This window comes from Pseudoalteromonas porphyrae, from assembly GCF_001298125.1.
Lineage (GTDB): Bacteria > Pseudomonadota > Gammaproteobacteria > Enterobacterales > Alteromonadaceae > Pseudoalteromonas > Pseudoalteromonas neustonica.
In genome coordinates this window covers 23,422-41,567 of sequence record NZ_LHPH01000015.1, presented here as the reverse complement: position 1 = coordinate 41,567, position 18,146 = coordinate 23,422, and the positions used below count along the sequence as shown (strand labels likewise).

Genomic DNA, 18,146 nt, shown 5'->3' with positions numbered 1-18,146 from the left:
AATTTAAATCCCAACAATAAATCCGTTTACACACTCCCTCCGGGATTATGGCAAATACTTTAACGTCTTTTTAAATTTTAAATTTAGAGAATTCTTGCTCAGATAAGTGTTCGTCTTGATTATCATCAAGATCACTAAATTGTTTAAACAGCGCCATGTTTTTTTTCGCTTCAAGCAGTGATATTTGCCCGTCAGAGTCAATATCTAATTTTGCAAATTTAACATTCAGTTGCGCTGCTAAAACGGTGGCGCTTATCATTAAAAAAAGCAGTGAAAATGCGGCGATAAGTTGTTTCATATCAGTTTTCCTCGTTAAAGTTATTGGAGAAATAGTTTAAATTCAGCAAGGGAAATTTGACCATCTTGGTCTTTATCAATTTGCTCAAAGCTTTCATGTAATAAGGCATCCTCAGATGCTTCGGCTGAACTTAAGCTGCCATTACCGTCTTTGTCTAATTCAGAAAACGTAATTTTCGCATCCATTGCAAAAGCGGCGCTACTGAGAAAGGTACTTATACATACGCACAATACAGTTAATTGTTTCATGTGATGTCCTTATAATCTGAATCCAAACTTCATAATTACAAGTAGTAGTACAAAAACGATGCCAACTATTTTTACTGTTTATTATCAGTAGTTTAAGTTTTTTCATTGGTGTTAAACTGAAATAATTACCCAGAACTGTGTCTTTTTTGCAACATAACGCGTGAGAAAATAATAAATACTATTAAAAACATGCCATTAGCTTGTCTCAATTTTGCGTCAAGAAGCTAAGAGAGAAGAATTGATTTACCTCATTCATTATTTTTATTGATTCAGCTCGTGTATAAGTAGCAGATCAGATAATAAAACATTTAAATGAAGGGAATAGCTATGTTGGTGCCGTTTGGTAAAAAGTACTCTGCAATACTTGCTTGGCGACCTAACTTAATCGGACAATTTTTATTTAGTACATTGCTATCTTTACTACCATTGTCATTAGTTGTGATTGTATTTTTAAACGCTTTAAATAAACAACTGGCTGTAACTCAGCAAATCGTAAGTGATAACTACCAAGTTACTAAATCGCTTAATAACCTAAAGCAAGAGCTTAACAGTCTTGAGCGTGCAACGCGGCAAAATTGGGTGTTAAAAAGTGACTCGTTAGATAAGTTGATAATAGATAAATGGCAATCATCTTTGGGCAATATCGATGAGCTTATGTTTATAAGTCCCGCATCTGAATATATTAATCAGTGGCAGCAATTGTCGCAGGCATTGCAGCTGGCACATGAGCAGTTAGTTATTCAGCAACGACAAGATGCCCAGTTATTTATTCCAATGAGTGAATTAATTACCAGCCAAGCCTTATGGCTAAAAGATCAAAATGAATTACAAATTACAAAAAACCAATTAGAACTAAAAGCATTGCAAAACTCTTTTATTAACTGGCTAATTGCGTTAATTCCTTTGACGCTATTAGTTGGCGGTGGTTTTTTATGGCGTATTAGCGGAAGGTTAAAAGGGCTAACGTCAGTAATTGATAAGCTAGGGCAAGGACATTGGCAACAACAAATATCTGTACAAGGCTCAGCTGAACTAGTTGAGCTGGGAAACAAGTTGCAATGGGTGCAAGAACAGCTACATATTTTAGAGCAACAAAAAGATACTTTTTTACGTCACGTTACTCATGAGTTAAAAACACCGCTAGCGTCTATGGTTGAGGGCACTGATTTATTGGCGGATGAAATTGTTGGTCCTATGAATACAGAGCAACAAGCGGTGCTTGAACTAATTACCCAAAGCACAGTGCGTTTGCGAGCAATGATTGACAGCTTGCTTAGCTACAATGCAATTAGAACAAGCAAAGAAAGTATTAATGAGATTGACTTTAAGCATCTCATTAATAAAATAAACAGTCATTTTGAGCATCGTTTATTAGCGCGAAATCAAACGATTAGTTGGCAATCGAGTTTACCTGAGCAGCCCATAGCAGTGGCTGCTGAACTCATTGAAATGATGTTGATTCAACTCATTTCAAATGGCTTGAAGTTCTCACCTACAGGCAGTGTTGTTAATATTACTCTTGGGTTGTCACAAAGTAACTTAACAATGGTTGTGAGCGACACCGGCTGTGGCATTAAAGACCAAGATAAAACACATATATTTAGCGCTTTTTATCAAGGTAAGCACGCTAAAGATATTAGTGCACAAGGCAGTGGTTTGGGACTTACCATAGTGAAAGAGTCCGTTGAGCAGTTAATGGGCAGATTAGAACTTGAAAGCAATGAGCCACACGGTTGTCGTTTTGTGATCCACATACCAATTAATGAAAAGCAGGGAGTTAAGTAGCATGGGCGTGCGCTTTAAAACCATTTTAATGGTTTATATTACAGTCTTAGGACTTGCAGGATGCGAGTTGATTAAACCATCAGTTAATAACAACGAGCAAGCGATTAAAGTTGTAGAACCCAACCCTAAGCCGCGACCAAAAAGTGAGCCCATGTATCCGCCTGCTGAGGTTGTAATTGGCTGGCATGCAAAAGCGTGTGGTGGTTTTAAGGCCACAGATACTAAGGCTGTTTATATTGGTGCGGCTGCAATTGAGCGTTACTTTGATTTTAGTTGTAAGAATAATTCGTTGGAGCCCACTAAAGTTTTAGCTAAATTACTGCAGTTGGATCAGGCTTTTTACTGGCCTGATGATATTAAACAGTACCTTTGGCTGCAAAAACAACAAATTAAGCAACAGATCAGTGCTCAAGAAGCACAACAAGCACTGAATGATAAAATGCAAAAAACCATGTCATCACTGGCAACCATTGAGCAACAACTATTACTACGCGAAGAGACAAAGGAGCACTAATTATGTCAACAGAGCAAAACCAAGGTGCGCGCATATTATTGGTTGATGATGATACAAGCTTATTAAAGTTATTAGCTATTCGTATTGAATCCAAAGGCTACCAAGTAACGACCTGTGAAAGTGGCATGGCAGCGTTACAATTATTAAAAAACAACGTGTTTGATGCTGTTGTCACCGATTTAAGAATGGACGAAATGGATGGCATGGCACTTCACCGCCAATTGCAAAGTCGTTATCCCGCATTGCCAGTAATAATGATGACAGCTCACGGCTCGATACCCGATGCAGTGGAAGCAACCAAACAAGGGATTTTTGCTTTTCTTACAAAACCAGTCGATAAGGATGAGTTATTTGATAGCTTAGCAAAAGCTATTGAAATTCATGGTTTAGGTGCAGACGAAAACTCTAAAAGCAGCAATATAGTGACTCGTAGTGGTGCGATGCTACATTTGCTTGAGCAAGTTAAATTACTAGGCCCCACCCATGTAAATGTGCTGATTTCCGGTGCCAGTGGGACAGGTAAAGAGTTACTTGCCAACGCCATTCATCAATATAGCCACGCAAGTGAAGGCCCATTTGTAGCAATTAACTGTGGTGCTGTGCCTGGTGAATTGCTTGAGTCTGAATTATTTGGTCACAAAAAAGGGGCTTTTACGGGAGCTGTTAAAGATCATCAGGGACTGTTTCAGCAGGCGCAAGGTGGCACATTATTTTTAGATGAAATTGGCGACATGCCATTAAACTTACAAGTTAAGCTGCTACGTGTATTACAAGAGAAAACGATTCGCCCCGTGGGCTTTCAAGAAGAAATACCAATTGATGTACGTATTGTCTCTGCAACACATAAAAACCTACCCGATGCCATTGCCAATCAACAGTTTCGCGAGGATTTGTACTACCGCTTAAACGTTGTGAATCTTAAGTTGCCCCCGTTACGCGAGCGCCGAGAAGATGTTAGTTTACTTGCTCAATATTTTAGTGCCTCAATTGCAAAGCGAATGAACCAAAAAGAAAAGCGTTTTACAAACGATGCCATGCATGCCTTAGTGCGCCATGACTGGCCTGGCAATATTCGCCAATTACAAAACGTGGTTGAGCAAGTTGTTGCACTGACTCCCGGTGAGGTAATATCAGTTCAATTAGTTGAAAGTGCGCTCAATAGTAATGAAAGTAATATTGAACCACTATCGCTTAATGATGCTAAAAAAGAGTTTGAGCGCGATTACGTGATCAATACTTTAAAAATGGCGGGTGGTAATGTGGCAGAGGGCGCAAAGCTTGCAAAGCGTAACCGATCAGATTTTTATAAATTAATAAAAAAACACAACATTGATGTTGATAACATTATCTAACATTGAGGTTTAGGGGTGAAAATGCAGTTATTTATGGTGTACTTAGGTGGGCGAATTCAGGGTTGTCATATTGAAATGCACGATGTGCGTTTTGTTGTGGGTGAGTCAATTGAACACACTTATACAAAGCTAAAAAGCCAATGGGTGGGTGACAAAAACAGCGTGCATATGGATAGTTTTATGGCTATAAAACACATTGATGGCTTTGAGGTTAAAGTTGTTGATCATCCCGTAAAGCAAGCACAGCAACTGTATTTTGTTAATTTAGGTGCCTACCGGGCTGATAGCCTTGCTGAACAGCATGATTTTGCGCTGTATGTAGCCACTGACGCTGAGCAGGCTAAGCAACGCGCCAAAATGGATTTACTAGCAGGGCTAAGTCATATTCATAAAGATGATTTACACGATGTGGATGATTGCTTTGCTATTGATTTACTTGATAGCCAATTACATATTCAACTAACCCCTAGCGGCGAATCGCAAGCAATCAAACCTGATTGGTTTGGTTACCATATACTGTAATTTCGTTACAAAATGGGCAAAGTAGGTAATTTAGTCTTTATCGCTTTGCTCTTCACGCTCTTTGTCTTCGCTGTTGCTGGCAATTTTAAACGCTAAAATAACAAATCCAAACATCAGAAATGGTAACGCGGCAAGCATATACTCTATGATATTGCTATCTTGAAAACTCGCCTGTAACAAAAAGTGCCCAGCAATACACATTATGATCACGACCAGTAAAATTGGCAGTAAAATAAGTTCTTTTTTTGACGAGTGATTTTTCATTAGACAGCATAACAATTTAAGATGCGCCATTGTAGTGAGCGAACAGCCCCTTGGTCAAATAACTGCGTGGTAAATTCTCATTATATTGTGCTGTATCAAGGTTTTTGTATTCAATAGTAAGAATTTATCAGCTTTGTCGCTTTTGCCTAGTTGGTAATTAGGTGTTCCTATAAATTAATTCTTAGACAATGGTAGATTAGGTCGTATTTTACAGTGGTTGGCCGCATAACACTTTTTAGCACAAAGCGGCCTTACTTATTAATCTGTTATTCGTTGAACTCATTAGCGGTTGGGGCTGAATTGCGTTTGTGGTTGCTGACAGGAGGATTAGCGGTATCATCTTGCGTGATCGTAACGGCTAACTCCTGATGGCGTTGACTTATCATTACGCCAATAAAAACCACCGCAATACTAAGCCATTGTCCTAGGGTGAGTATTTCACCGAGAATAATTGCTGAAAGAATCAAAGTGAAAATAGGAATTAAATTTGAATATGCAGCAGCGGTTAATACAGAGACTTTACTAATCGCATAGTTATACAAACCATAGCCGCCGAGTGTTACGCATGACCCTAAGTATAAAATACTCAATAAGGCAGTCAGGTCATGTTGATTTTCACTCGGTAAATCAATAAAGAGTAGAAAGGGCGCAAAAAATAAACTGCCACTCACGCCTTGCAATGCAATAAGAGTTAATGGTGAGTAGCGTGCCACCAAATGCTTAACGCTGACGGTATAAAATGCTGCGCAGACCATCGCCAATAGCTCTAAAAAATTACCAAGCATTGGGTTGGGGGCTTGTTCTGATTCGGGTGACAGTAAAGTCAGTAAAATGCTGCCGCCAATACAAAATGTAAAACCAATTATAATCGCTTTGCTGATGTATTCTTTAAGCATGAAATAGGCTAAAAACGCCACTATGATCGGCAGGCATGAGACAATAACGCCGGCTTGTGATGCTGACGTATACTCCATTGCATGTCCTTCAAACAAAAAGTATAAGCACGGCTCTGCCAGCGACATACCTACTAAATACTTCCAATCACCGATGCGATATTCAAAACGGATAACATACCGCCACAAACATAAAGACATAATTAATGTGGTTAGCATACGTAAAAAAATCACTAGGGCGGGGTCATAGATAGCAATTGCGTACTTTAGCGCGATAAACGAGCTTCCCCATAAAAAAGTGGCGATAATTAAACATAAACTGGCTGGCATGACACTCGCTTGCTCTTAAATTAAAACAGGATCCTAGCATGTTAATAGCGCATGTTTGGCATTTATACTGCGTTATCGCCCATTTGTGGGGAGCAACCACACACCATAGGCGCTGCCTTGCCTAAATACTAAACAGTCTGCTGCAAAATTAATCACGAAAGGCTAGTGATATTGAATATTTTTAACTTGTTCAAAAAATGATAGCTGGTATAAATTAATTCATCATTATTTCATTCGTAGTAAAAAGCATGCAAAGGGCGCAGGTCATAGTTGTTAAGCTGGGAACTAGTGTACTCACCGGCGGTACAGATAAACTCGATAAAGCACATATGGTAGAACTTGTTCGCCAATGTTGTGAGTTAAAAAAGCAAGGCCATCAGGTGGTATTAGTATCAAGCGGTGCTGTGGCTGCGGGACGAGAGCAATTGATTGCTCCATGTGGGCGAGGAGTCATTGATAAACAAATGCTAGCGGCGATTGGTCAAGGTCAGCTTATTCATATTTGGCAAAGCTTGTTTGCTTTATATGGTGTGAATGTAGGGCAAATGTTGCTAACTCGTGCGGATGTAGATGATCGAGAACGCTACCTAAATGCCCGTGATACATTAACTGCGCTGTTACGTTATGACGTAGTGCCAATTATTAATGAAAATGATGCCGTTGCCACGACGGAAATAAAAGTGGGTGACAACGATAACCTATCAGCGCTGGTGGCTATTTTAGCCAATGCTGACAAACTCTTATTATTGACTGATCAAGAAGGCTTGTTTACCGGTGATCCACGCACCGATGCGAATGCCCAATTAATTGATGAAGTGCGTCATATTGATGATGAATTACGCCAGCTTGCAGGGGGAAGTGGCTCAAGCTTAGGCACTGGCGGTATGGCGACCAAACTACAAGCTGCTGATATTGCACGGCGAGCCGGTGTAGAGGTCATTATAGCAAGAGGCGCAGGTCAAAACGTTATTCTCAATTGCATGAGTGAACAGCTGCCCGGTACACGCTTTCTAAAATTAGTAGCGCCGCGAGATGGGCGTAAAAAATGGCTATTAGCAGGTCCTAAAAGTAACGGTCAAATAGTGATAGACGACGGAGCTGTCAGTGCTTTGCAACAACAAGGTGCGAGTTTATTGGCCAAAGGCGTTCGAGGTGCAAATGGCCAGTTTGAACGAGGTGCTTTAATTGATTTAGTTACCAGTGAGCAGCAGCTAGTAGCGAGAGGTTTAGTGCGTTTTAATAAACTTGAAATAGATAAAATAAAAGGCCGACATTCAAATGAAATAGCAGCTTTACTTGATTTTGATTGCGGTAATGAAGTTATTCATCGTGATGATCTGGTACTTTTTTAGAACATTTATTTATTTTTAACAAATTGAAAAAGCTGACCCTAATTTTATGTAAGTTTTAGGGCAGCTTGAAATATGGTTAACCCTTACGGGTATGTGTGGATAGTTTAAATAACACTGCAAGGTGGTTAACTTGAGCTAGATAATGCACTTATGTCTTCGCTTATAAAGGTTTGAAAAAAACGTTTTTGCGATTTATGTCAATAATCACTTTAACCGTGACACTGTTTCCATATTTATTAATCCCCACACAAAGTTAAATGTGGGTGATATGCTTTACTTCAGCGCTAATGCTTGTACGTTTTTTAATATAATCAATACATCAAGTGCAATTTAAATATACGCGAATAGGTAAATATTCCTATATTTACATCAAATAGAATTACTTATTTCCAAGTGACTTGGTAATTATGTGTGTTAAAATCGCGCCCTAAATTGTTGGTTACAAGGGCGAAGTAAATGAAGTTAGTTCGGTTAGTCTTAGGTAGTTTAATCTTGTTTTTTGATTTTGTTTTTACGCCACGTAGTAAAAAACGTCCCGCGCCAGAGCAAGCTCAATTAGATGAGCGCACCGCACAATTTAAATTGTATCAATTCAAAGCCTGTCCATTTTGTGTAAAAGTACGTCGCGCTATTAAGCGTGAAGGTTTAAAGGTAGACACACGTGACGCTAAAAATAATGAGCAGTATCGTCAAGAGCTACTAGAACAAGGCGGAAAAATAAAAGTACCGTGCTTACGTATAGAAGAAAATAATCAAGTTACTTGGTTATACGAATCAAACGATATTATTGCTTACTTAAATAAAGTAGCCGCATAATACCCCTGTATTCATTTTTATAGCGCATTTGCTATGTTGGCATTTAGCGCAATTTTATTGCCCATAGAAAGAGAACTTAACCATGACAATTCGCACACGTGTTGCACCATCACCAACGGGTGACCCGCATCTTGGCACCGCTTATATCGCCTTATTCAATTACTGTTTTGCCAAACAACAAGGTGGCGAGTTTGTACTTCGTATTGAAGATACCGACCAAGTACGTAGTACATCAGAATCAGAACAAGCTATTATGGATAGCCTTCGTTGGTTAGGCCTTCAATGGGATCATGGTCCTGATGTGGGCGGCGAATTTGGTCCTTATCGCCAATCAGAACGAAGTGATTTATATAAAAAATATGCGCATCAATTAGTTGACGATGGCAAAGCATTTTATTGTTTTGCAACCAGCGAAGAACTTGATCAAATGCGTGAAGAGCAAATGGCAGAAGGCCTACGCCCTAAATACGACGGTCGTGGTTTAAATCACACAGACGAAGAAATTAAAGCAAACTTAGCTGCGGGCAAACCTTACGTTATACGTATGAAAATCCCAAGCGAAGGTACCTTTAAGTTTAACGATTACTTACGTGATGAAATTGAGATCCCGTGGGAAAATGTTGACATGCAGGTTCTGCTTAAAGCAGATGGTTTCCCTACTTACTTTTTAGCGAATGTTGTTGATGACCATCACATGGAAATTAGTCATATTTTCCGTGGTGAAGAGTGGATCAACTCAGCACCTAAGTTATTAAAACTGTATGAAGATTTTGGTTGGCAAGCGCCAGTACTTGGCCATTTACCATTATTACGCAACCCAGATAAATCAAAGCTGTCTAAGCGTAAAAACCCAACGTCTATTAACTACTATAAAGAAATGGGCTACCTGCCAGAAGCGGTACTGAACTACTTAGGCCGTATGGGCTGGTCAATGCCTGATGAGCGTGAAAAGTTCACACTTGCTGAAATGATTGAAAACTTTGACATGAAGCGTGTATCGCTTGGTGGCCCTGTATTTGACGTAGACAAATTAAGCTGGTTAAACGGCATGTGGATCCGCGAAAATCTAACTGACGAAGAACTTGTACAGCGCTTTGTTGATTGGAAATTTAACGCTAAAATGCTTGCTAAAGTATTACCTGAAGCGAAAACGCGTATTAATACTTTGTCGGATATGGTTGATTTAGCTGGTCATTTTGTAGGTGGTATTCCAACTTACGATCCGGCTTTATTAACGGCAGGTAAAGCGGATGAGAATATAATTCGCCAAGCTTTACAATTTTTTGTATGGCAGCTTGAAGGCTTACGTAGTTTTGATAAACCAGCTATTTTTGCTATCGCAAAAGAAGTGGCAACATTCCACGAGCTTAAAATTAAAGACTTTTTAGAGCCGATATTTGTAGCAATCACAGGCAAAACATCATCTACATCAGTGCTTGATGCGATGGAGATTTTAGGGTCTGACCTATCACGAGCTCGTTTACGTGTGGCACTTGCTCATTTAGGTATTTCTAAAAAGCAGGCTAAGAATATCGAGCGTGCGTATCGTGAATACCCTGCGAGCTAAAGATATGATCAAATAGCTGATAATACCCAAGCCACCTCAAAATGCAGAATTCAGCGTTTCACAGGGGCTTAATACCAAGGCGTTACTTTGCAACAATGGCAATCCCTTTTAATAAGTAACAACGATGGGAGTAAATTCCAACTAAAACTCGTATCTTGAGGTAATTTGGGTATAAATATCAAAGCATTTTATAAATTTTAAAACCGAGGTTCTACATCTCGGTTTTTTATATTTGAAACAAAACTTTAACAGATTCGACCTCTATTTAATTTTTATCTGGTAGAATAACTCGGTTATAAGCAGTTTAAGCAGTGAAAAAACTATGTTAAGTCCTTTTTATCAGCAACATGCTGATTATGTTTCTATTTCTCGTGAGCAAGGTTGTCGTTTCGCCAAATGTATTGCTGATGATTACAATCCTCTTCATGATAAAGATGCAAAGAAATTTTGCGCACCAGGAGACTTACTTTTTTCATTAGTGCTAGACCGCTATGGTCTGAGTGAGCGAATGGAATTTACGTTTTCGGGTATGGTGGATGAAAATACTAAACTACACTTTCCAGAAGGTGCCGATGAGTTTGAAATAACCAGTGGTGATAAGGTTATTTTAAAGGTCAAGCGTGAAGGTAAAACCAGTCAATGCCCAACACTAACGAATAGTTTAATAAAAAATTATGTTGAGTTCTCTGGTACTACTTTCCCCCATGTGATTATTCCACTAATGGGTAAGCAAGAGGTAATGATTAACCCCGCACGACCAATGGTTATTTACGAATCAATGCTTATTAATCTTGATAATATTGATATTACAGCGCCTACACTTGAATTTGCAGAGCCAAGTTTTGAATACACAGGCAAGCGCGGTAAAATCACATTACGTTTTAACCTATTAGAAAATGGCGTTAAAGTAGGTTGTGGTGAAAAGCATATGGTGGTCTCAGGTATTCGTGAGTATTGCCAAACAACGGTTGATGATTTAATTGCGTTTTACAATGAACGTAAAGCAACTTTAAAACCAGCATAAAGCAACCATTTATATTAAGGCGCTAAATTAGCGCCTTTTTTATTGGTTAATTTACGAGGTGGCTGAATATGCGTACAATAGCGCTCTTTGTCATTTTAAAGCCAAGCCTATGTCTGCTACTACATTCTCATCACTTAATCTCGATCCGGTGTTATTAAACGCAATTGAGCAAAACAATTATACTCAACCTACCGCAATTCAACTCAAAACTATCCCCCTTATCTTAGCGGGTAGTGATGTAATGGGCAGTGCGCAAACAGGCACAGGCAAAACAGCCGCATTTGTATTACCGCTATTGCATAAGTTGCTAAACACGCCTAAAAAAGATGAGCAAGGCTTGGCTCGTGTTCTTATTTTAACGCCAACGCGTGAGCTGGCTCAGCAAGTGTTTGCCAGTTTTGAAAAGTACGCACAGGGCAGTGATATAAAAGGCGCTTTAGCTTATGGTGGTGCCAGTATTGGCCCGCAAATTAAAGCGATGAAAGATGCGCAAGTCGTAGTCGCCACACCAGGGCGTTTACTTGATCACATCATTAAAGGCAGCATTAAACTTTCAAGTGTTGATTCATTAGTCTTTGATGAAGCGGACCGTATGCTCGACATGGGCTTTATTGATGAGATAAAACGTATACTGCGCCATGTGCCGAGTGATCGCCAAACATTATTATTCTCAGCCACATTTGATGACAGTGTTTTTGAGCTTAGTAAAAAATTACTTAGAAACCCAGAACTCGTGGAAGTTGATAAGCGAAACTCTGCGGCTGTTGAAGTTGAACAGGTTATTTACGCGGTAGATGAAGACCGTAAGCGTGAGCTTGTATCACACATGATTGGCATGAAAAACTGGCGCCAAGTATTAATTTTTACGCGCACTAAGCAAATGGCCGATCAGCTCGCTAAAGAAATGTGTAAAGACGGTTTAAAAACACAGTCAATCCATGGCGATAAATCGCAAGGCGCACGCGATAGAGCTTTGTTAGATTTTAAAGAAGGTTCAACACGCGTTTTAGTGGCTACGGATGTAGCTGCACGAGGCCTTGATATTCCAGCGTTAAAATACGTTATTAATTTTGAATTACCTTATATTGCTGAAGATTATGTACACCGCATCGGTCGTACAGGGCGCGCTGGTGAACAAGGGCTCGCCATGTCTTTAGTAAGCCTTGATGAGCAATGGTTACTGGAAGAGATTGAAGTGTTACTTGATACGCGTTTAACACCACAGTGGCTAACAGGTTATGAGCCTGATCCAAACAAAAAGCCGAAAGATAATCGTAAAAATAGTAATAAATCCCGTAAAGAACGCGACAAAAAGCGTGTTTTGGGCAAAAAAACTCCAAACCGTCGTCGTTAGTAGTTTATATACCCAAATCACCTCAAGATGCAGGATTCAGCGTTTCACAGGGGTTTAATTGAATCACAACAAATATCAAGGCGTTACTTTGCAAGAATGGCAGTCCCTTTTAAGAAGTAACAACGATGAGAGTAAGCGCCTGCGAAACGCCCAATTTTAACTCCAACTGAAACTCGCATCTTGAGGTGGTTTGGGTATACTCATATAAGGTTAATTGTGTGAGTATGTGCTATGTTTAAAAGCAACCAGTGGATTTTTACAGACAAAGATAATCAAATATCACTGCAGAAGTGGCAAAAAACAGTCGATTTAATGTCTGACCTATTTGCTGCGCCTGCGGGTTTTATTGTGCAAGCGATGCAAAGTGGTTATCGTGTTGTCATTGCCAGTGAACAGCAAGACAATCCTTACACTGCGGGTACTATGATCCCCCTAGAAACCAACATATTTTGTAAAAAAGTCGTACAAGATAATCATTCCCTCTATGTTAATAATGCCAGTAATGATGAATATTGGCACGACAACCCTGAAGTAAGCAAAGATGGGTTTGAATCTTATTTAGGCTTGCCTATTCATTGGCCCAATGGGGATGTTTTTGGCACTTTGTGTGTGATGGATTTTGAGCAGACAGATTATCAGCGAAATTACTTAGAGTTGATAAAACAATTACGGGATATGATTGAAGATGATTTATTCATGGTTAATAGTTTTGTGCAAATGCGCGAAATAGCCATGCTTGATCCCCCTTACTCATATTTATAATCGGCGTGCAGTAAGTATTCTTTCTCAGCAAAAGCTAAATTTAGCGCAAAGGTTAGGTTTTGAGGTCTGTTGTCTATTTATCGATGTAAATGATTTTAAGTTACTAAACGATACGCATGGCCATGAGGTAGGTGATAAAGCATTGGTTGCATTAGCCGCAACGCTTAAAGAGTGCTTAAGAGAGGCTGATATAATAGGCCGCTTGGGGGGAGATGAATTTGTGGTTGTATTACAAACAAATGATACCAATGAACCACTTCAAATAAAGGCTAAGATAGTTCAAGGGTATAATGCTCAATTAGCTAAGCTGTCTTTACCACCGTTGAGTATTAGTATTGGTTATGGATTTGCTGAGCACACCAAAGAAACGTTTGAAATACTACTCAATAAAGCCGATAAAGACATGTATAAAAATAAATTGGCGTTTAAAGCTGGGCAATTACTTTAAACGTAAGTTGTTAGGCTATTTGTTTTTCAGCTAAATTAAGTTCCATAGTCGCTTTTAATAAACGGTATAGGTTTATTGATGCGTCGATTTCTTCTTTGCGGTTAGTTAAGCTTTCAATATTTAAACCTAACGGCACCTCTAAATGTGCACAGCTTTTTAAGATCAAGTCTAAATTTTCGCGGCAAATACGCACAGACTCACTTAATGGGTTGTGCGAATCTAGCATGCGCCACTTTGTCGCTTCAGGCACTGATATACCTAACCACTCCATAAAGTCTAAGGTTTTTTCACTACCACACGGTGTAAACGTTAGGATAATGCGTTTTGGCTCAATATCTTGTGCTTTACAGCTACGTACATAACTGGTAATTAAATCAATGGTTGCTTGCGCGTCGTATACGGCTTGTGAGATAAAAAATTGACACCCTTGCGCCGTTTTCTCAAGCAGACGTTCATGTTCATTTCGCTTACTTGCATGACGTTCTGCAATCGTAACACCGCCTAAAAAGAAATCTTGCTGCTGTTCACTTAGGGTTTTATAAGCGTTAGGTAAGCTTAATTTAATATCGCCAGCAGACGATGGGCTACCTACTAGCACTAAGTTTTTTAAATCAAATTTTTCCTTCGTTTCGCTTAACCAATCTTTAAATTCAGCCACCCCGCGTTGTGCCACACTTTTATAAGTGATGACATCTTGGTGTGATAACTTACGTAACAAGTGACTGTACTCACGCGGGTCGACCGTTTGTTTAAAAGGGAATGGCCGTGGTTTTTCTGTGCGACTGCTTTCATCTTGAATGTCGTATATGATGACACCATCGTATTCAATTTCATGTAAACGAGCTAAAAGCTTTTGTGCAATGGTTTCAAGCTGAGTTTCATCAGTTCCAATACGTGGCGGAGTTGTACCAATTAAATACACGCCTTGATTGGTATCTTCGATTTTCTCTTGCAGTGATAAAGCCATAACTCTCATTCCAGCTGTTTAGATGTCTATGCCAAACAATATAACAGCCATTTAGACGTCTAGATAGATTTTTTTAATGAAAGTTATTCAATTAATATGAAATTTATTCATGTTTGGCATGTAACTGAGTTTGTATATATACCCAAGCCACCTCAATATGTAGGATTCAGCGTTTCACAGGGGCTTAATATCAAGGCGTTACTTCGTAATAATGGCGATCCCTTTTAAGGAGTAACAACGCAGAAAGTAAGTGCCGGTGAAACGCCCAAAGGATTGGTTTAAAAGCGATTTATACTGCGTTACCTTTGTAATGGATTGATTTTGATAAGGGAATAACCATTGCCTGTAATCAATGCCTTGCCTAAATCGCTTTTAATTCCAACTGAAACTCATATCTTCAGGTGATTTGGGTATACACAACTGTTTACATAAATAGCTGCGCTAGGGCTCTCATATCTGCTCGCTTTATTGCATAATAAAATGACTAAAAACAAGAAATTTATTCAACTAACAAGGGATAGCAATGAAATTTAAATTATTAGCAACAAGCCTCGCGGTGACACTTGCACTAAGTGGTTGTGCGAGTAACTCAGGTTCAACTATGGTGAAAGAGGTTGAAATAACACAAACGGCTGCTAAAGCTGCAAATGATCGTGTGTTTTCACAAGACTACTTACTTGAAGAGTTAGAGAATGGTTTACGCGTCATGGTTGTTAAAACTGACTACCCTGATGTTGTTTCATTACAAATACCTGTCTCTGTCGGTTCACGTAATGAAGTTGAAGCAGGAAAAACCGGTTTTGCACACTTTTTTGAGCACATGATGTTCAAAGGATCTGAAAAATTTCCGCAAGATGTATATTCAGATATTTTAAAAAACTCAGGCGTAGATAACCGCGCGTATACAACAAATGATTATACTAACTACCATTTAAATTTCTCTAAGCAGCATCTTGATAAAGTGCTTGAGATCGAAGCTGATATTTTTCAAAACTTAAAGTATTCAGAAGAGCAGTTCCGTACCGAAGCATTAACTGTTAAAGGTGAGTACCTTAAAAATAATGCCAGCCCAGTACGCAAGTTACTTTCAGCTGTTCGTAATGAAGCATTCGAAAAACACACTTATAAACATACCACAATGGGCTTTTTTGAAGACATTGAAGCGATGCCCGATCAAATGGCCTATGGTAAAGAGTTTTTTGAGAAGTTTTATAAGCCTGAATATGTATCGTTAGTGATTGTGGGGGATGTCGATCCGCAAGAGACTATGGCAATGGTTAAAAAACATTGGGGTCAGTGGCAAAAGGGCGACTATGTTGCCGATATACCAACCGAGCCAAAACAACAAGCTGCTAAATATGTACATGAGCAAAATGAAGGCTTACCAGGGCATTGGTTGTTAGTGTCTTATAAAGGGGCAGCTTGGGAACCTAAGAAAAAAGACAGAGCTGCACTTGATCTTCTCTCTCAGCTTTATTTTTCAAGCAACTCAGAGCTATATCAAGAGTTAGTTGTTAACAAACAAATTGCTAGCCAAATGTTTAGCTACAACCCAGACACTAAAGATCCGGGTTTACTCCATGTGTTTGTAAAAGTTGAAAATGAAGAAGATTTAGCGAAAGCCCGCGAAGCAATTAATAATACTTATGCAAAAGCTCGTACAGAATTAGTTGATAGTCAAAAGTTAGCTGATTTAAAATCGAACCTTAAGTACAGCTTTATTAATGGTTTAGATTCATCTCAATCAATCGCATCAACACTTGCAAGTTACATGCATTTTGAGCGAGACCCTGAAGTTGTTAATCAGCTATATGCAACCGCTGACAGTATCAGTGCGCAAGATATTCAAAGCATTGCTAATAAATATTTTATAGATAGCAGCCGTACAACCGTAACTATGTCTGCACTTGATAAAATTGCAGGGTTTGATCAAGAGGTTGATTTAAATACCTTAGTTGCTAGTCAGCAAACGGTTAAAGAACGCCATTTTAATGTGCTTGATAAAACCAATAGCTCACCACTGATTGATGTAAATTGGTTATTTCATACTGGCGCTGCGGCAGACCCTAAAGGTCAAAAAGGCGTAGCAGCACTAACAGCAGCAATGCTTGCACAAGGTGGCTCAGAATCTAAGAGCTATAACGATATCAAACAAGCGCTTTATCCACTGGCTGGCAGCTTTGGTTACCAATTAGATAAAGAAATGATTTCATTGCAAGGGCGTGTTCATAAAGATAATGCAGCAAAATGGTATGCGCTTGTAAGTGAGCAGTTACTTAACCCCGGTTTTAGAGAAGATGACTTTAAACGTTTAAAGAAAGAACTGATTGACGGCATTAAATCGGGCCTAAAAGCGTCTAACGATGAAGAGCTAGGTAAAGAAGTGCTTTATCACAAACTATATCAAGGCCACCCTTATGAAAGTTATAACTATGGTGACTTATCTGATCTAGAAGCGTTAACATTAAATGATGTAAAGGCGTTTTATGCTAAAGAATTTACTCAAGCCAAGCTTACAGTTGGTTTGATTGGTGCAGTGCCTGATTCGCTTAAAAACACCATGTTTGCGGATTTAAGCGCATTACCTAAAGGTGAGCAAAGCCGTTTATCAATTCCAGATGCACCAGAGTTAAAAGGTCACCACGCAACTATTGTTGAAAAGTCAGCACAGTCAACGGCGGTATCATTTGGCTTCCCTATAGATACTATTCGTAGTAGCGAAGATTGGACTGCGCTTTGGCTTGTGCGTTCTTACTTTGGCGAACACCGCAGCTCTAACTCATATTTATATGAGCGCATTCGTCAAACACGTGGCATGAACTACGGTGATTACGCGTATATCGAGTATTTCCCTCGTGGTATGTATCAAACTAAACCTGATGCAAACCTAGGTCGTTCAGAGCAAATATTTCAAGTCTGGTTACGCCCACTTCGTTCAAATAACGATGCGCACTTTGCAACACGTACAGCGTTATTTGAACTTGATAAGCTGATCAAAAATGGCATGACAGAAAAAGACTTTGACGCAACGCGTAACTTCTTAATCAACTTTGTGCCACAAATGGTCGCAAGTCAAAATCGTCAATTGGGTTATGCGCTTGACAGTGAATTTTATAATACAGATACCTTCGTAAAATATGTAACCAGTAAGCTTGAAAAGCTCACTGTAGCTGACGTAAACCGCGTTATTAAAGCTAACTTACAAACGGATAATATTCAGTATGTATTTATCACAGGTGATGGCAAAGACATGCAAAAACGCCTAGCGTCAGAGCAAACATCGCCAATGGTGTATAACGCTGAAAAACCAGCTGAGTTAGTTGCCGAAGATAAAGTCATTGCTGATTATAAACTGGCAATACCAGCGAAAAATATTGAAGTACTTGCTGTAGATAAAGTATTTGAATAATCAATATTCAAATACTTAAGAAAGCTCAGCTTAACTAAAATGCCCCAATAATTAGGGCATTTTTATTTTGCCTATAACAAAGTAAGCCAATATACCCAAACCAACTCTTCGGGCATTTCACCGGTACTCACTCTTATCGTTGCTACTTCTTAAAAGGGACGACTTATTGTTGCAAAGTAACGCCTTGATATTATACCAATCGGCTTAAATATTTAACCATTCTAGCGGACTAAATAAAGCG

17 protein-coding genes are annotated in these 18,146 nt (G+C 39.2%); 12 read left to right on the top strand and 5 right to left on the bottom strand.

What is annotated here, in order from left to right; genetic code table 11:
* Nucleotides 1-70: 70 nt before the first annotated feature.
* A complete protein-coding gene (locus tag ADS77_RS13345; RefSeq protein ID WP_054204236.1) occupies nucleotides 71-298 on the bottom strand; it encodes a hypothetical protein in 228 nt (75 codons plus the stop codon).
* Nucleotides 299-318: 20 nt separating this feature from the next.
* Nucleotides 319-546: a cag pathogenicity island protein Cag25 gene (locus ADS77_RS13340; protein ID WP_054454881.1), complete on the bottom strand. Its 228-nt coding sequence runs from the start codon at nucleotides 544-546 to the stop codon at nucleotides 319-321.
* Between the two features lie 327 nt (nucleotides 547-873).
* Here ADS77_RS13340 and ADS77_RS13335 point away from each other — a divergent pair, with 327 nt between their 5' ends.
* The 4 genes from ADS77_RS13335 to ADS77_RS13320 are packed head-to-tail and all read left to right on the top strand — an operon-like array spanning nucleotide 874 to nucleotide 4,719.
* Complete coding sequence (locus tag ADS77_RS13335; protein ID WP_054454879.1) at nucleotides 874-2,331, top strand: sensor histidine kinase; 1,458 nt, start codon at nucleotides 874-876, stop codon at nucleotides 2,329-2,331.
* Nucleotide 2,332: 1 nt separating this feature from the next.
* The gene (locus ADS77_RS13330) at nucleotides 2,333-2,845 is read left to right on the top strand and encodes a hypothetical protein (protein WP_054454878.1); all 513 of its coding nucleotides are present in this window, start codon (nucleotides 2,333-2,335) and stop codon (nucleotides 2,843-2,845) included.
* A 2-nt stretch (nucleotides 2,846-2,847) separates the two neighbouring features.
* On the top strand, nucleotides 2,848-4,197 hold the full coding sequence (locus tag ADS77_RS13325; RefSeq protein ID WP_054204232.1) for a sigma 54-interacting transcriptional regulator: 1,350 nt from the start codon (nucleotides 2,848-2,850) through the stop codon (nucleotides 4,195-4,197).
* A 21-nt stretch (nucleotides 4,198-4,218) separates the two neighbouring features.
* The gene (locus ADS77_RS13320) at nucleotides 4,219-4,719 is read left to right on the top strand and encodes a DUF1543 domain-containing protein (RefSeq protein WP_054454876.1); all 501 of its coding nucleotides are present in this window, start codon (nucleotides 4,219-4,221) and stop codon (nucleotides 4,717-4,719) included.
* Between the two features lie 30 nt (nucleotides 4,720-4,749).
* Here ADS77_RS13320 and ADS77_RS13315 read toward each other — a convergent pair whose 3' ends face one another.
* Together ADS77_RS13315 and ADS77_RS13310 are read right to left on the bottom strand one after the other, a co-directional pair.
* The gene (locus ADS77_RS13315; protein WP_054454874.1) at nucleotides 4,750-4,983 is read right to left on the bottom strand and encodes a hypothetical protein; all 234 of its coding nucleotides are present in this window, start codon (nucleotides 4,981-4,983) and stop codon (nucleotides 4,750-4,752) included.
* Between the two features lie 266 nt (nucleotides 4,984-5,249).
* On the bottom strand, nucleotides 5,250-6,206 hold the full coding sequence (locus ADS77_RS13310) for a DMT family transporter (protein WP_054204229.1): 957 nt from the start codon (nucleotides 6,204-6,206) through the stop codon (nucleotides 5,250-5,252).
* Nucleotides 6,207-6,454: 248 nt separating this feature from the next.
* On the opposite strand from ADS77_RS13310, the gene proB reads away from it, so the two are divergent.
* From proB to ADS77_RS22725, 7 genes are all read left to right on the top strand, one after another.
* Nucleotides 6,455-7,558 (top strand): glutamate 5-kinase, encoded by a 1,104-nt coding sequence (gene proB, locus ADS77_RS13305; RefSeq protein ID WP_054204228.1) that lies wholly within the window; start codon nucleotides 6,455-6,457, stop codon nucleotides 7,556-7,558.
* A 456-nt stretch (nucleotides 7,559-8,014) separates the two neighbouring features.
* Nucleotides 8,015-8,374, top strand: a complete 360-nt coding sequence (locus ADS77_RS13300) for a glutaredoxin domain-containing protein (protein WP_054204227.1) — start codon at nucleotides 8,015-8,017, stop codon at nucleotides 8,372-8,374.
* A gap of 82 nt (nucleotides 8,375-8,456) precedes the next feature.
* Entirely contained in the window at nucleotides 8,457-9,941 is a 1,485-nt protein-coding gene (gene gltX / locus ADS77_RS13295) for a glutamate--tRNA ligase (RefSeq protein ID WP_054454872.1), read from the top strand.
* A 322-nt stretch (nucleotides 9,942-10,263) separates the two neighbouring features.
* The gene (locus ADS77_RS13290) at nucleotides 10,264-10,965 is read left to right on the top strand and encodes a DUF3581 domain-containing protein (protein WP_054204225.1); all 702 of its coding nucleotides are present in this window, start codon (nucleotides 10,264-10,266) and stop codon (nucleotides 10,963-10,965) included.
* Nucleotides 10,966-11,074: 109 nt separating this feature from the next.
* Nucleotides 11,075-12,319, top strand: coding sequence for a DEAD/DEAH box helicase (locus tag ADS77_RS13285; RefSeq protein ID WP_054204224.1), 1,245 nt, complete (start codon nucleotides 11,075-11,077; stop codon nucleotides 12,317-12,319).
* A gap of 231 nt (nucleotides 12,320-12,550) precedes the next feature.
* The gene (locus tag ADS77_RS22730; protein ID WP_235575782.1) at nucleotides 12,551-13,081 is read left to right on the top strand and encodes a GAF domain-containing protein; all 531 of its coding nucleotides are present in this window, start codon (nucleotides 12,551-12,553) and stop codon (nucleotides 13,079-13,081) included.
* The gene (locus tag ADS77_RS22725; RefSeq protein WP_235575781.1) at nucleotides 13,056-13,529 is read left to right on the top strand and encodes a GGDEF domain-containing protein; all 474 of its coding nucleotides are present in this window, start codon (nucleotides 13,056-13,058) and stop codon (nucleotides 13,527-13,529) included. Before ADS77_RS22730 ends, ADS77_RS22725 begins: the two co-directional genes overlap by 26 nt.
* Nucleotides 13,530-13,539: 10 nt before the next feature.
* On the opposite strand, the gene ADS77_RS13275 is transcribed toward ADS77_RS22725, so the two are convergent.
* Nucleotides 13,540-14,496, bottom strand: coding sequence for a methylenetetrahydrofolate reductase (locus ADS77_RS13275; RefSeq protein WP_054204222.1), 957 nt, complete (start codon nucleotides 14,494-14,496; stop codon nucleotides 13,540-13,542).
* A gap of 523 nt (nucleotides 14,497-15,019) precedes the next feature.
* Here ADS77_RS13275 and ADS77_RS13270 point away from each other — a divergent pair.
* A complete protein-coding gene (locus ADS77_RS13270; RefSeq protein WP_054454870.1) occupies nucleotides 15,020-17,905 on the top strand; it encodes a M16 family metallopeptidase in 2,886 nt (961 codons plus the stop codon).
* Nucleotides 17,906-18,146 lie beyond the last annotated feature (241 nt).